The organism is Paraburkholderia yinzeri (genome assembly GCF_046581065.1).
Classification (GTDB): domain Bacteria; phylum Pseudomonadota; class Gammaproteobacteria; order Burkholderiales; family Burkholderiaceae; genus Paraburkholderia.
In genome coordinates, this window is the sequence record NZ_JBFOCJ010000001.1 from 2,281,150 (window position 1) to 2,294,767 (window position 13,618).

Here is a 13,618-nt window from a genome sequence, read left to right on the forward strand (position 1 = left end):
TTGCAGAGTTGGCGGACAGACCCGGCAGCCGAATGTGCCGGCATCTCAGCAACAAGATCGACAACAAGTTCGCGCCGCGCCCGGCGCGAACCGGAGACACAGCCCGTGCCGACGCCCGCAACTGTTGGCGTGATCGTCAACCCCGCATCGGGGCGCGATATCCGCCGTCTTACCTCGCATGCCTCGGTCTTTCCCACGGCCGAAAAGGCCAACATGGCCGTGCGCCTTCTTGCTGGTCTGGGCGCGCTGGGCGTCGCTCGCGTGCTGACCCTGCGCGATCAGACCGGCGTCGCCGCGCTGCTGCTGCGCGCCATCGAAACGCATGCCGCGGTCGCCGCGCACGAGCCCTGGCCCGAAGTCGAGTTCATCCCTCTGCCGATTACCGAGAGCGTTGCCGACACCCACGCAGGCGTCGCGCACATGGTGCGCGAAGAGGTGTCGCTGATCGCGGTGCTGGGCGGCGACGGCACCCATCGCGCGGTCGCCGCGCACTGCGGCGATACGCCGTTGCTCGCGCTCTCCACCGGCACCAATAACGCCTTTCCCGAGTTGCGCGAGGCGACAGTCGCGGGACTCGCGGGCGCGCTGGTCGCGACCGGCGCCGTGCCGGCGGACGTCGCGTTCACGCGAAACAAGCGGCTCGTCGCACGCTGTATCGAAGGGCCGAGCCGCGGGCGCGAGGAGATTGCCCTCGTCGATATCTGCGTGGCGCGGCAACCGTTCATCGGTGCGCGCGCCATTTCGGAAAGTTCGGATATCGAATCGATCTTCCTTGCTTTCGCCATGCCGGACGGCATCGGACTTTCCGCCATCGGCGGCGCTTTTGCACCGGTCGGACGCGATGCCGCGCACGGCCTGCACATGACCTTCGCGCCCGCAGGCGGGCAGGACGGCGTGCCGCTCATCGCCCCCATTGCGCCCGGCCGCATCGAACGGCTCACGCTGCGCACCTGCCAGCGGCTCGAAGCGGGCGTGGCGCTGCCGCTCGACGCGGGGCACGGCACGCTCGCCTTCGACGGCGAACGGGAAATCGAACCGGCGCGCGGCGATCGCTACGAGGTGTCGCTCGACTGGGGCGGTCCGCTTACGGTCGACGTTGCACGTACGTTGCGTTATGCCGCCGCGCATCAATTGCTGCGCGAGGCGGCGGCGAGGACCTTTTAACCTGCTTCACAACCCGACAGACAACCCAGGAGACAACCATGTCTGTTACATCCCAGTTGAACCGAGAGCAGTTGCTGAGCGCCTATCGCTCGATGCGCACGATTCGCGAATTCGAAGAGCGGCTGCACGTGGAGTTCGCCACCGGCGAGATCCCGGGCTTCGTTCACCTGTATGCCGGCGAGGAGGCGTCGGCGGTCGGCACGATGAGCCATCTGAACGATACCGACTACGTGGCGACCACGCACCGCGGCCACGGGCACTGCATCGCCAAGGGCGTCGACGTGCGCGAGATGATGGCCGAGATCTACGGCCGAGCCACGGGTTCGTGCCGAGGCAAGGGCGGCTCGATGCATATTGCCGATCTCTCGAAGGGCATGCTCGGCGCGAACGGCATCGTCGGGGCGGGCGGGCCGCTAACCTGCGGTGCGGCGCTCGCGGCCAAACAGAAGAAGACCGGCGGTGTGGGCGTGTGCTTCTTCGGCGACGGCGCCTCGAATCAGGGCGTGATATTCGAGTCGATGAACCTTGCTTCGGTATGGCGCCTGCCGGTGATCTTCGTTGCGGAGAACAACGGCTACGCGGAAGCGACGTCGTCGACGTGGTCGGTCGCGGCCGACAACATCGCCGATCGCGCGAACGGCTTCGGCATGCCCGGGGTGATCGTGGACGGCTTCGACTTCTTCGCCGTGCACGAGGCCATGGGCGAGGCGATTGCGCGGGCACGCAATGGCGGTGGCCCGACGCTCGTGGAGATGAAGCTGTCGCGCTATTTCGGCCACTTCGAAGGCGACGCGCAGACCTATCGCGCGCCCGGCGAGGTCCAGAAGCTGCGCGAGGAGAAGGATTGTCTGAAGCGCTTCGAGGAGCGCGCGGTACGTGCCGAGCTGGTGCGCGCGGACGACCTGCGCAAGGTGGACGAGGAAGTGAAGCAGTTGATCGACGACGCCGTGACGAAGGCCAAGGCCGCACCGTTGCCCGCCGACGAGGAATTGCTTACCGACGTATACGTGTCGTATCCCTGAACCCCCGACGCGTCACATCATCAGGATTCCAGATCAAGGAGACGAAAATGGCACGGAAAATCACTTATTCGCAAGCGATCAACGAGGCTCTGGCGCAGGAAATGGCGCGCGACGAGACCGTGATCGTGATGGGCGAAGACAACGCGGGCGGCGCGGGTTCGCCCGGCGAGCAGGACGCGTGGGGCGGCGTGCTCGGCGTGACGAAGGGACTGTACGGCAAGTTTCCGGGGCGCGTGCTCGATACGCCGCTCTCGGAGGGCGGGTTCATCGGCACGGCAGTGGGCGCCGCGGCCTGCGGGCTGCGCCCGGTGGCGGAGCTGATGTTCATCGACTTCATGGGCGTGTGTTTCGACCAGATCTTCAACCAGGCGGCGAAGTTCCGCTACATGTTCGGCGGCAAGGCCGTGACGCCGGTCGTGATCCGGACGATGTGCGGCGCGGGCCTGCGCGCGGCGGCGCAGCACTCGCAGATGCTCACCTCGCTCTTTACGCACGTTCCCGGCCTCAAGGTCGTGTGCCCGGCCACGCCCTACGACGCGAAGGGCCTGCTGATCGAAGCGATACGCGACAACGACCCGGTCATCTTCTGCGAGCACAAGCTGCTCTACGGCATGGAAGGCGACGTGCCCGAGGAGTCGTATTCGATTCCTTTCGGCGAGGCGAACATCGCCCGAGACGGCGACGATGTCACGATCGTCACGTATGGCCGCATGGTCCATTACGCACTCGACGCTGCGCAGAAGCTCGCGAAAGAGGGCATCGAAGCCGACGTGATCGACCTGCGCACGACTTCGCCGCTCGACGAGGAGACGATCCTCGAAAGCGCCCGGCGCACGGGCCGCGTCGTGGTCGTGGACGAGGCGAATCCGCGCTGCTCGATCGCCACCGATATCGCGGCGCTCGTCGCGCAGCGCGCGTTCCACGACCTCAAGGCGCCCGTCGGCATGGTCACCGCGCCGCATACGCCCGTACCGTTCGCGGGCGTGCTCGAAGACCTGTACATTCCCTCGGCGGAGAAGATCGCCGAAGCCGCACGCCAAGCCAGGAGCTGAAGTCATGCCGATTCACATGATCACGATGCCCAAATGGGGGCTTTCGATGGAGCAGGGCCAGGTGAATGGCTGGCTGAAGTCGCTCGGCGAGAAGGTGGCGAAGGGGGAGGAACTGCTCGACGTCGAGACCGACAAGATCGCCTCGGGGGTCGAATGCGCGTTCGAGGGCGTGCTGCGGCGGCAGATCGCGCAGGAGGGCGAAACCTTGCCGGTCGGCGCGCTGCTCGGCGTGGTGGCGGACGCCGAGGCGGCCGACGCCGATATCGATATGGCCGTGGCCGAATTCCAGCGCGATTTCGTGCCGGCCGCGGCCGCCGACGGCGATGCGGGGCCGCAGCCGGAAAAGGCCCAGATCGGCGGGCGCACGGTCCGTTATCTGAAGCTCGGCGAGGGCGGCGGGGTGCCGGTCGTGCTGATTCACGGCTTCGGCGGCGATCTGAACAACTGGCTCTTCAATCACGCCGATCTCGCTACCGGGCGTACGGTCTGGGCGCTCGATCTGCCGGGGCACGGCGAATCGGGCAAGGCCGTCGAGTCCGGCAGTCTCGACGAACTTGCGCAGAGCGTGACCGACTTTCTCGACGCGCAAAAGCTCGAACGCGTGCATCTGGTCGGGCACTCGCTCGGCGGCGCCGTGGCAATGACGGTTGCGCAGCGGGCGCCATCGCGCGTCGCATCGCTTGCGCTGATCGCGAGCGCGGGGCTGGGCGAGGAAATCGACGGCGCCTATATCGAGGGCTTCGTCGCGGCCACGAACCGCAACACCTTGAAGGCGCCGGTCACGAAGCTCTTTGCCGATCCCGCGCTCGTCACGCGGCAGCTCGTGGAGGATCTGGTGAAGTACAAACGGCTCGAAGGCGTCCAGGAAGCGCTCAGGAAGATCGCCTCGCAGGCGTTCGAGGGCGGGGTGCAGCGGCATGTCCTGCGCGAGCGGCTGGGCGCCCTTGCGCCTCGCGTGCTCGTGATCTGGGGCACGGCCGATCAGATCATCCCCGCGCGCCACGCGGAAGGTTTGCCGCAGGGCGTGCAGGTGCAGGTGATCGCGGGCCAGGGCCACATGGTGCAGATGGAGGGCGCCGCCGAAGTCAATCGCCTGCTCAAGGCCTTTTTCGACGAAGAGGCCTGAGCATGGACTCCGCCACGTTCGAAACGGCGCGCGAGGCTACGACCGCGCTCGGCCAGCACGGTTTGCGCAGCCGCGAAAAGCTCGCACGTATTCCCGTGAAGATCGTTCAGGCCGAGGCGGCGTTGCCGAAGCCGCCCTGGTTGCGCGCGAGGCCGCTGATGAGCGCAACGATCGCGGAGGTGGCGGCGGTGCTGCGCGAGCATCGGCTTCATTCGGTGTGCGAAGAGGCGATGTGCCCGAATATCGGCGAGTGCTTCGCGCAGCGCACGGCGACTTTCATGATCATGGGAGGGCTCTGCACGCGCCGGTGCCCGTTTTGCGACGTCGCGCACGGCCGCCCGGACCCGCTCGATGCCGACGAGCCGACCCATCTCGCGTCGGCGGCCGCGGCGCTCGGCCTGCGGCACGTCGTGATCACCTCGGTCGACCGCGACGACCTGCGCGATGGCGGCGCCGCGCATTTCGCGCGTTGCGTGGAGGCGGTGCGCGAGCGGGTGCCGGGCATCGGCGTCGAATTGCTGACCCCGGACTTTCGCGGTCGCGTCACGCGTGCGCTCGACGCGCTTTCGGTCGCGTGGCCCGACGTCTTCAATCACAACGTCGAGACCGTGCCGTCGCTCTATCGTGCGGCGCGCCCGGGTGCGGACTATCGCGGCTCGCTCGATCTGCTGGCGCGGGCGAAGGCGGCTTGCGCTTCGCTCGTCACGAAGTCGGGTTTGATGGTGGGGCTCGGCGAGACCGATGCCGAGCTGCTCGCGACAATGCACGATCTGCGCGCGCACGGCGTAGAAGTCCTGACGATCGGGCAATATCTCGCGCCGTCGCGGTTCCATTTGCCGGTGCGACGCTACGTGAGTCCGGAAGCCTTCGTCGCGCTACGCGGCGCGGGGCTCGCCATGGGCTTCAGGGAGGTGGTGGCCGGGCCGCTCGTGCGTTCGTCCTATCATGCGGCGCAGGCGGCGGGTTAGCGCCAGCCGAAGTGCGCCCGCGAAGGTGGCGCGGATTACGCCGGCTCGCGCAGATACCGCGTGCTAACGCGCGAAAGATAGAGCATGAGGCCGGCGCCCGCAATCGCGAGGCTTGCCATGTTGGCGAGCCAGAAGCCGCGCGCGCCGGTGGCCCATAGCGGCAGCGTGCCCGTCACGTCGAAGCCGAGCGCGTAGCCGCCGCCGAGTCCCACACCCCAGAGCGCGACGGCATAGATCACGGTCGGCACGACGGCGACCTTGTAGGCCCGCAACGCAAACGCCGTGGTGACCTGCAGCGAGTCGAAAACGTGATACAGCGCGACGATTGCGACGAGCGGCATCGCCCTCGCCAGCACAGCCGGGTCGGGCGTGTAGCCGCCAATGATCAGCGGCCGCAGCGCGAACACCGCGAGCGCGAAGCAGCAGGCAAGGCTGACCGCCGTCGCGATGCCGTGCCGCGCGAGCGTGCGCGCCTCGGCGGGACGATTGCCGCCCAGTGCCTGGGCCACGAGCGTCGAGGTCGCCACGCCGATGGAGAGCGGCGTCATGTACAGCACGGCGCCGATGTTGCCCGCGATCTGATGGCCGGCAAGTGTCGTCGTACCGAGGCGCGCGATGAAGATCGCCATGAACGTGTACGAGGTCACCTCGATCAGATACGAGAGCCCCATCGGAATGCCGAGCTTGAGCAGTTCCGCCTGGCGCTTCCAGTGCGGCCAGCAGAAGTGCCGGAAGATGCTGAACGGCGCGAATACGTCGAGGCGGGTGAGGGCGAGCGCCGCGAAGGCGGCGAGGGCCCAGTTGATCGCGGTGCTCGCGAGCGCGCAGCCGGGGCCGCCGAGCCCCGGCACGCCGAATCCGCCGAAGATGAGCCAGCGATTGAGCAGCACCTTCAGCACAAGCGCGCCCAACTGGAGAAACATCACGAGGCGCGGCCGGCCCACGGCGTTCGCGAGCGAACTGTAGATCCGGAAGGCGAGTCCGGCGGGCAGGCCGAACGCTAGCAGCCGCAGGTAGTCGACGGTACGCTCGCGCAGGGCTTCGGGGGCGCGGGCAAGGTCGAGCAGCGGACCCGGAAAATAGAGGATCGCCCCGCCGATCACCATCAGCACGAGCGCGAGCCAGAGCGCCTGGCGCACTTCTTCGCCGATTTCGGCGTCGCGCTGGGCGCCATAAAGCTGGGCAGCGAGCGGCTGCAGCGCGCTCAGCACGCCGGTGAGGCTGATATAGACGGAGATGTAGATCGAGGAACCGAGCCCGAGCGCTGCGAGGTCGAGGGCGGAGTAGCGCCCGACCATCGCCGTGTCGATCACGCCGAACGCAATGATCGCGAGCTGGCCGATCAGCACCGGCCATGCGAGGCCGGCGATGCGGCGGACGTCGCCGAGGACGGTGCCGCTCACCGCGGCCTCAGTTCGGACGCTGGCGCCAGATGCGGCGCTTCACGGGCGGCTGCGGACGGTCGATGCGCACGTACAGGCGGAAGCGCTCGTCGCGGTCGGCGGCGCGGCGGCCTTCCCAGACCAGCTTCCAGGCGAAGTTCGACATCGAACTCGGCTCGCCATAGTCCTGGGTGTCCTGGCGCAGGATCACGTCGCAGTCTTCGTCGAACGAGAAGTGCATCTTGCCGAAGTAGGCGAAGGTCGCGATCTGCGCGTCGCCAAGACGCACCGGCGAGATGCACGAGTAGTCGGCGGGCAGGTGCACCGCGATCTGCTGGGCAACGTCCTTGTAGGTCCGGCTGTAGTTGACGACGGGCAGCCACAGCGTCATGAGCAGCACCCACATCAGCGTGGTGCCCCCGCTCGAGAGCACGACGCTGCGCCAGAGCACCTTCGGATGCCGCGCTATGCGCCACTGCGCGAGCATGATCCAGCAAACCGTCACGGCCACGGCGCAGGCGAACGACAGAATCTTGAACTGCGGCGTGAATCCCGGGGCGAGGCGCGCGAGATTGCGCGCGAGCGGCGCGGGAAAGCCGGTCATGCCGGCGAGCCACACGAGCCAGACGAAGGTGCCGAGTATGGTGAAGCTCAGGACCGCGAACCAGTCGATGGCGTTGATCGCACCGCGCTTGAGCGTGGGCAGCGCGAACGCGGCGAGCACCGAGAGCGCCGGCAGCACGAGCATGAAGAGGCGGTTGGTCTCGTGGCTTTGCACGACCACGAGGATCAGCAGCGGCACGATGACCGAAAGCGGAATAGCGATATGCGGCGCGCGGCGCAGGCCGGCCCAACTGAACCAGGCCCACATCGCGAGCGGCCACGCGGGCCACGTGAAGAGCGGCAGGTTCTTCGCCGCGTAGCGCAGCACCGATCCCGGCGGCCCGGCGTAGGCATTGACGCTAGAACGGGCCCACTGGTTGAGGAACCACACGGCGTCGTCGGGATAGAGATGGAGCGCGAGGAACGGCCAGGACGCCGAAATCACGAGCGCCACCGGCAGCCCCGCGACGAGCAGCCAGCGCGAGCGCGTCTCCGGCGCGATGGCGAGCATCGCGAGCGTACCCACGAGCAGGGCGCCCACCTGCACCGGTCCGCTGGAGAGCATCACGACGCCGAGCGCGAAGCCCCACCAGAGCGCACCCTGGATCGGCTTGTCGATGGCGCGCACGATGCCGTACAGCAGCATCGCGATGCCCACGAACTGCATGAGCTGCGGCGTGGTTTCGTGGCCGCGTTCCGCCAGGCCGAAGCAGGCGAGCAGGACCAGCAGTGCGCCGTCGGCGAGGGTGCGGCCGTAGTCGCGCGGCTCGGGTTCGCCGCCGAACGCGTACTTGAAGGGCTGAACCTCGGGGCGCCGGCCAAGCAGATAGGCGCTGTACCAGACGAAGGCACAGGCGAGGCAGAACAGCACGCCGGTGGCGACGCGCGAGGCGTTGCTCGCGTCGACCCACGGCGCGAAGACGCGGATGCACAATGCGCCGAGCCAGTAGCCGAGCGGGCCGTTTTCGGTGATGTACTTGCCGACGAGGTTGGGCAGCAGCCAGTCGTGCGCCGTGCCGCCTGCCATCGTCCACATCACGCCGAAGCCCGCTGCGTCCTCGTTCTTCCACGGATCGCGGCCGAACAGGCCAAACGACGCGAAGACGATACACATGGTCAGCAGCAGCCAGCGCGGCAGCGCGCTGGTGGCAGAGGCGGTCAGTCGGATGGCTGGCTTCATTCAGTACGAGGTAGGCGGGTAACCGGACCGGCACGTGCTCGGCCGTCCCGAATCCGGCATTCTAGCCGGGCCGGTGAGTGTGCGTCACGGCGGACAGCCGGCCGAAAACGAAAGATAACGGCTCAAACAGGATGGTGCCGGCGGGCCTGGTGGAACGGGCAACGCGCGGGCAACAAAAAAGGGCAGCGATCGCTGCCCTTTTTGCGGGTTCGGGACCGGCGCGAGGGCCGGCGCAGACATTACTTCGCTGCCTTGCCCGAGGCGCGTGCGCCGAACTTCTTGTTGAACTTCTCGACACGGCCGGCCGTGTCCATGATCTTTTGCGTGCCCGTGTAGAACGGATGCGATTCCGACGACACTTCGATCTTGGCGAGCGGGTAGGTCTTGCCGTTGAACTCGGCGGTTTCGCGCGTCTGGATGGTCGAGCGGGTCACGAACTTGAAGTCGTTCGAAACGTCGATGAACAGGACTTCGCGGTAATCGGGGTGAATGCCTTCTTTCATGGTTTTTCCTTAAATCTGACGGTAGCCAACTCGCGTGCCCAGCCGCGCCATGCAGCAGGGCGCTTTTGCCCGTGCTTTCGCAATTCGCTTTTGCACTTTGTTCGGGCGCGAGCCACTTGCCTAAGGTCGAAAAACGGCGATTATGCCAGAAAATCAGCCGGTTGGCGAATTTTTGGGACTCACTCGCCATGGCTGGCGAGGATGCCGGTTTTCGCCGGATCCTGCCGATAGTAGCGTGCGAGCAGCCGGTAGAGTTCGGGATACCCGGCTTCGAACTCGTGCGGCTTCACGAACAGCGCCTCGCTGCATACCGCGAAAAATTCGGACGGATGGTCGGACGCGTAGGGATCGATCAGCGATTCGCGCTCGAAGCGCGCCCAGCGGCGCTCCGGTACGGCATCGACCTTGGCGCAGAACTGGTCGTAGGCGTTGTCGAACACGTCCGCCCAGGCGGGCGCGTCGAGCGGCGCGTGCCAGCGGCGATAAAGGGGCGGATGACCGTCCGTCTCGCCGTTCATCATGTCGATTTTGTGCGCGAACTCGTGAATCACGACGTTGTAGGCGTCGCTGCCGTCGGTCATCTGCGCGTCTTCCCACGAGAGAATGACGGGGCCGCCTTCCCAGGCCTCGCCGCTCGCGTCGTGCTCGACTTCGTGCACCACGCCGTCCTCGTCCTCCACGGTTTTGCGGATCACGAATTCGCCCGGATAGACGATCACGCCCACCCAGCCGCGATACAGGTCGAGCGAGAGGTTCAGCACCGGCAGCGATGCCTGGACGGCGATCGCGACCACCATCCGGTCGGTCAGTTCGAGGTCGTGGGCTGTCGAGAATTCTTTCTGCGCGATGAAGAGGCTCGTGAGTTCGCGCAGACGTGCGAGGCCGGCGGCGTCGAGATGGGCGAGGAAGGGCAGGCCGTCGAGCGTTGCCTGCCAGAGCGCGTCGTCGATCGCGTGGGTGCGCAGCGCTTTCTCGCGGCGGCGCGTGCCGAACCACTGGGATAGTTTCGATAGCATCGCCGGATCGTTTCGTGAAAGGAATTTCGTCGTCAGTTGATCTGCTTCTGCCAGGCCGCAAAGATACCACCGCAGAGCGCCACGCCGATGAGGAAATAGAAACCGTCGAGCGAACTCAGAAAACTGGCTTGCTGGGCCACCAGCCGGCTCATCTGTCCGATTGCGAGCCCGTGGGCTTCGCCGGGCGTGCTGCCGAGCGCCTCGAAGCCGCGCGTAAGTGTCGCAAACAGGTTCTGAAAGACGGGGTTGAACGGATTCACGAACTCGGCGAGACGCGATTCGTGCAGCGCCAGCCGATGCTGCTGGATGATGATGACGCTGGCCGTGGCGAACGAGATCGTCAACTGGCGCACGATGTTCTTGAGCCGGTAGCCGTGCGTGAATTCCTCGATCGCGAAGATGCTGAAGGTTACGTTGGCGACCGGCAGCACGATGAAGAGCAGCAGCAGACCGCGCACCAGCAGGGGCACGATGAGCCACGATTCGCTGACGTCGGGCGGCATCTGCGTCATCCAGAGCGAGACGAACGCGGCGAGCACGAAGCCGGGCACGATGATCCACTTCTTGCGCGTGACGGACTTCGCGTAGCGGAAATAGAGGAACAATGCCGAAGCCGAGATCAGCGACGTGATGCCCGTGAGCCGGCCGGCGTTTTCGACCGGATAGTTGAGTCCGCCTTCGAGGAAACGCGAGACGAGGTAGCTGAGCGCCGTGCTCTGGTAGTAATAAACCATGTAGAGCACGATGCCGACCTGAAAGGTCTTCTCGCGCAGCGCGTGCAGGCGCATGAGCGGTTTCGGATGATGCCACTGCTGCCAGACGAACCAGGCGAGCCCGCCGATTCCGGCAACGGTGAGCACGATCAGCCCGGGCGAGGTGCTGAAGAGCTCGAAGCGCACCTGCTGCATGGCGATCTGCAGCGCCCCCTGGGCGAAGGCGAAGATGATGTAGGGCCAGAAATGCGATTCGCCGCGTTCCTCGGGGAGCACATGGCCCGAGTCGGGCAGGGCGGCGAGCGCCAGCATGGCGAACAGCACGCCGGCCGGCGCCGTGCAGGCGAATAGCGCGCGCCAGTCGAAATGCGAGACCAGCAGGCCGCCCGCCAGCGGTGCAAGCGCACTCGAAAGCACGATCAGGATCAGAAACGCGCGGGTTGCCACGGGGCGCTGCTGCGGCGTGAAGCAGCTCTGGATGAGGATGCGGCAGGTGCCCATCATCGGGCCAATGAAATAGCCCTGGAAGCCGCGCGCGAACGCGAGCTCGATCGACGACTCGCAAAGGGCGGCCGCCACCGATCCGGCCGCATAGAGCAGCAGACAGCCGCCCACGTAGCGCCGGTAGCCCAGCCGCTCGACCCACCACTGCTGCTGCAGGATGCCGAGCACGGCGGCCACGGCATAGGCGCTCGACGACCAGACGAGTTCGTCCGGCGAGGCGTTGATGCCGCCCGCGATGTAGCTCGTGAAGAACGAGAAGATGGCGTTGTCGAAGTAATCGAGCCCGGTGGCGAGCGCGAGCACCCACGGGAAGAAATCGCCGCGCAGGCGTTCCGCGCTGAAAAGCGGTTGACCGGTCGGCGCGGTGCTCATGATTGGGAGCCCCCGTCGTTGCCGGCCCCACGATCGTCCGGCGTGTTCGAGGCCGTGCGGCGCTTCTTCCTGGCCGCGAGCCGCTCGTCGATCAGCGTTTCGGAGGGGACGCCCGCGAGGCGCTTGCTCAGATAGTCGAGGTCGTCGGCCAGCTCGGCGCGGACGGTTTGCGCTTCCTTCAATTCGCGGCGCACGGCGGCGATGCGCGCGTCGAGCGTTTCGATCTGCTGGCTCAGCGCGTGAGCGATGTGTTGCAGCGAGTCCTGCGAGTAGTGTTTGCGTCCGTCGCCTGCGGACTCCAGCGGGCGCTTGAGCATTTCGGCGATGCCATGCAGCGAAAAGCCGAGCGAGCGCAGCCTCAGGATGCGCGCGAACTGCTCGAGATCCTGTTCGTCGTAGAGGCGGTAGCGGCCCCCGCTGCGCGTGGGGGTGACGAGGCCGCGCTCTTCGTAATACTTGAGCGTGCGCGGTGTGACGTTCAGACGCTGCGCGGCGTCGCGCACCGTGAGCAGTGCAGTGGGGGCCTCAGTGGTGTTCTTGGGCATCGGCGGCCGGCCGGAACGGCAAACGGTTGAATCAGCCGCGTATTATAGTCCAACGTGAACGTTCACGTACAGGTTATGGCCGGACCTCCGAAACGACAACGCCCGCTTGCGCGGGCGTTCGTGGCGATGCGGGAGGAGGCCTTAGCCGCCGCGGCGCATCATGTCGAAGAACTCGGAGTTGTTCTTCGTCTGGCGAATCTTGTCGAGCAGGAATTCCATGGCTTCGACTTCGTCCATGTCGTGGATGAACTTGCGCAGCACCCAGATCTTCTGGAGGATGTCCGGTTTGATGAGCAGTTCTTCGCGGCGCGTGCCCGACTTGTTCAGGTTGATGGACGGGTAGACGCGCTTTTCCGCGAGACGGCGCTCGAGGTGCACTTCCATGTTGCCGGTGCCCTTGAACTCTTCGTAGATCACGTCGTCCATGCGGCTGCCGGTTTCGATCAGCGCCGTGCCGATGATGGTGAGCGAACCGCCTTCCTCGATGTTGCGCGCGGCGCCGAAGAAGCGCTTCGGACGCTGCAGCGCGTTGGCGTCCACGCCGCCCGTCAGCACCTTGCCCGATGCGGGCACGACCGTGTTGTAGGCGCGTGCGAGACGCGTGATCGAATCGAGCAGGATCACGACGTCGTGCTTCATTTCGACAAGGCGCTTGGCCTTCTCGATCACCATTTCGGCGACCTGCACGTGACGCGCGGCCGGTTCGTCGAAGGTCGAGGCGATCACTTCGCCCGCCACCGAGCGCTGCATTTCCGTCACTTCTTCCGGACGCTCGTCGATCAGCAGCACGAACAGGATCACGTCGGGGTGATTCTGCTTGATGGCGTGCGCGATGTGCTGGAGCATCACGGTCTTGCCCGACTTCGGCGAGGCGACCAGCAGGCCGCGCTGGCCCTTGCCGATAGGCGCGATCATGTCGATGATGCGGCCCGTCACGTTTTCTTCGCCGCGCATCTCACGTTCGAGCAGCAGCACCTTGTTCGGGTGCAGCGGCGTGAGATTCTCGAACATGATCTTGTGCTTCGAGGCCTCGGGCGGCTGGCCATTGACCTTGTCCACCTTCACCAGCGCGAAATAGCGCTCGCCGTCCTTCGGCGTACGCACTTCGCCTTCGATCGTGTCGCCGGTGTGCAGGTTGAAGCGGCGGATCTGCGACGGACTGATGTAGATGTCGTCCGTGCTCGCGAGATACGAGGTTTCGGGCGAGCGCAGGAAGCCGAAACCGTCCGGCAGCACTTCGAGCGTGCCGTCACCGAAGATCGTTTCGCCCGTCTTGGCGCGCTTTTTAAGAATCGCGAACATCAATTCCTGCTTGCGCAGGCGGTTCGCACTTTCGATCTCGAGGCCGTTGGCCATCTCGATCAATTCGGAGACATGCAGAGACTTAAGCTCGGAAAGATGCATACGGAGAACCCGTCGGGGAGGAGTGCGACGAAAGAAGTCTTGGGGGAAAGAAGCGAGCGGAATC

The 13,618-nt window shown here is 66.0% G+C and carries 12 protein-coding genes; 5 read left to right on the plus strand and 7 right to left on the minus strand.

Annotated elements, in window-relative coordinates:
• Positions 1-105: 105 nt before the first annotated feature.
• Genes WJ542_RS10895 through lipA form a run of 5 tightly spaced genes read left to right on the plus strand, consistent with a single transcriptional unit; the run spans position 106 to position 5,332 of the window.
• Positions 106-1,164, plus strand: a complete 1,059-nt coding sequence (locus WJ542_RS10895) for an ATP-NAD kinase family protein (protein WP_411189306.1) — start codon at positions 106-108, stop codon at positions 1,162-1,164.
• Positions 1,165-1,202: 38 nt separating this feature from the next.
• Complete coding sequence (locus WJ542_RS10900; RefSeq protein WP_411189307.1) at positions 1,203-2,186, plus strand: thiamine pyrophosphate-dependent dehydrogenase E1 component subunit alpha; 984 nt, start codon at positions 1,203-1,205, stop codon at positions 2,184-2,186.
• Positions 2,187-2,233: 47 nt separating this feature from the next.
• Positions 2,234-3,238 carry an alpha-ketoacid dehydrogenase subunit beta gene (locus WJ542_RS10905; protein WP_411189308.1) on the plus strand — a complete coding sequence of 335 codons (1,005 nt, stop codon included), beginning with the start codon at positions 2,234-2,236 and terminating at the stop codon, positions 3,236-3,238.
• Positions 3,239-3,242: 4 nt separating this feature from the next.
• Positions 3,243-4,364 carry an acetoin dehydrogenase dihydrolipoyllysine-residue acetyltransferase subunit gene (locus WJ542_RS10910; RefSeq protein WP_411189309.1) on the plus strand — a complete coding sequence of 374 codons (1,122 nt, stop codon included), beginning with the start codon at positions 3,243-3,245 and terminating at the stop codon, positions 4,362-4,364.
• Between the two features lie 2 nt (positions 4,365-4,366).
• On the plus strand, positions 4,367-5,332 hold the full coding sequence (lipA, locus tag WJ542_RS10915; protein WP_411189310.1) for a lipoyl synthase: 966 nt from the start codon (positions 4,367-4,369) through the stop codon (positions 5,330-5,332).
• 35 nt (positions 5,333-5,367) lie between these two features.
• On the opposite strand, the gene WJ542_RS10920 is transcribed toward lipA, so the two are convergent.
• The 7 genes from WJ542_RS10920 to rho form a co-directional block, all read right to left on the minus strand.
• Positions 5,368-6,735 carry an MATE family efflux transporter gene (locus tag WJ542_RS10920; protein WP_411189311.1) on the minus strand — a complete coding sequence of 456 codons (1,368 nt, stop codon included), beginning with the start codon at positions 6,733-6,735 and terminating at the stop codon, positions 5,368-5,370.
• Positions 6,736-6,742: 7 nt separating this feature from the next.
• Positions 6,743-8,497 (minus strand): ArnT family glycosyltransferase, encoded by a 1,755-nt coding sequence (locus WJ542_RS10925; protein ID WP_411189312.1) that lies wholly within the window; start codon positions 8,495-8,497, stop codon positions 6,743-6,745.
• A 239-nt stretch (positions 8,498-8,736) separates the two neighbouring features.
• Positions 8,737-9,000 carry a type B 50S ribosomal protein L31 gene (locus WJ542_RS10930; RefSeq protein WP_035526223.1) on the minus strand — a complete coding sequence of 88 codons (264 nt, stop codon included), beginning with the start codon at positions 8,998-9,000 and terminating at the stop codon, positions 8,737-8,739.
• Between the two features lie 179 nt (positions 9,001-9,179).
• Positions 9,180-10,016: a M90 family metallopeptidase gene (locus WJ542_RS10935; RefSeq protein ID WP_411189313.1), complete on the minus strand. Its 837-nt coding sequence runs from the start codon at positions 10,014-10,016 to the stop codon at positions 9,180-9,182.
• Between the two features lie 32 nt (positions 10,017-10,048).
• Positions 10,049-11,605: an MFS transporter gene (locus WJ542_RS10940; RefSeq protein WP_411189314.1), complete on the minus strand. Its 1,557-nt coding sequence runs from the start codon at positions 11,603-11,605 to the stop codon at positions 10,049-10,051.
• Positions 11,602-12,150 (minus strand): MerR family transcriptional regulator, encoded by a 549-nt coding sequence (locus tag WJ542_RS10945; protein WP_411189315.1) that lies wholly within the window; start codon positions 12,148-12,150, stop codon positions 11,602-11,604. Before WJ542_RS10945 ends, WJ542_RS10940 begins: the two co-directional genes overlap by 4 nt.
• Positions 12,151-12,291: 141 nt before the next feature.
• Positions 12,292-13,554, minus strand: a complete 1,263-nt coding sequence (rho, locus tag WJ542_RS10950; protein ID WP_027797263.1) for a transcription termination factor Rho — start codon at positions 13,552-13,554, stop codon at positions 12,292-12,294.
• Positions 13,555-13,618 lie beyond the last annotated feature (64 nt).

Coding starts and splice junctions, on each gene's coding strand:
- lipA (WP_411189310.1), top strand. CDS start 4,367: ATGGACTCCGCCACGTTCGAAACGGCGCGCGAGGCTACGACCGCGCTC.
- rho (WP_027797263.1), bottom strand. CDS start 13,554: ATGCATCTTTCCGAGCTTAAGTCTCTGCATGTCTCCGAATTGATCGAG.
- WJ542_RS10935 (WP_411189313.1), bottom strand. CDS start 10,016: ATGCTATCGAAACTATCCCAGTGGTTCGGCACGCGCCGCCGCGAGAAA.
- WJ542_RS10930 (WP_035526223.1), bottom strand. CDS start 9,000: ATGAAAGAAGGCATTCACCCCGATTACCGCGAAGTCCTGTTCATCGAC.
- WJ542_RS10910 (WP_411189309.1), top strand. CDS start 3,243: ATGCCGATTCACATGATCACGATGCCCAAATGGGGGCTTTCGATGGAG.
- WJ542_RS10905 (WP_411189308.1), top strand. CDS start 2,234: ATGGCACGGAAAATCACTTATTCGCAAGCGATCAACGAGGCTCTGGCG.
- WJ542_RS10945 (WP_411189315.1), bottom strand. CDS start 12,150: ATGCCCAAGAACACCACTGAGGCCCCCACTGCACTGCTCACGGTGCGC.
- WJ542_RS10925 (WP_411189312.1), bottom strand. CDS start 8,497: ATGAAGCCAGCCATCCGACTGACCGCCTCTGCCACCAGCGCGCTGCCG.
- WJ542_RS10940 (WP_411189314.1), bottom strand. CDS start 11,605: ATGAGCACCGCGCCGACCGGTCAACCGCTTTTCAGCGCGGAACGCCTG.
- WJ542_RS10900 (WP_411189307.1), top strand. CDS start 1,203: ATGTCTGTTACATCCCAGTTGAACCGAGAGCAGTTGCTGAGCGCCTAT.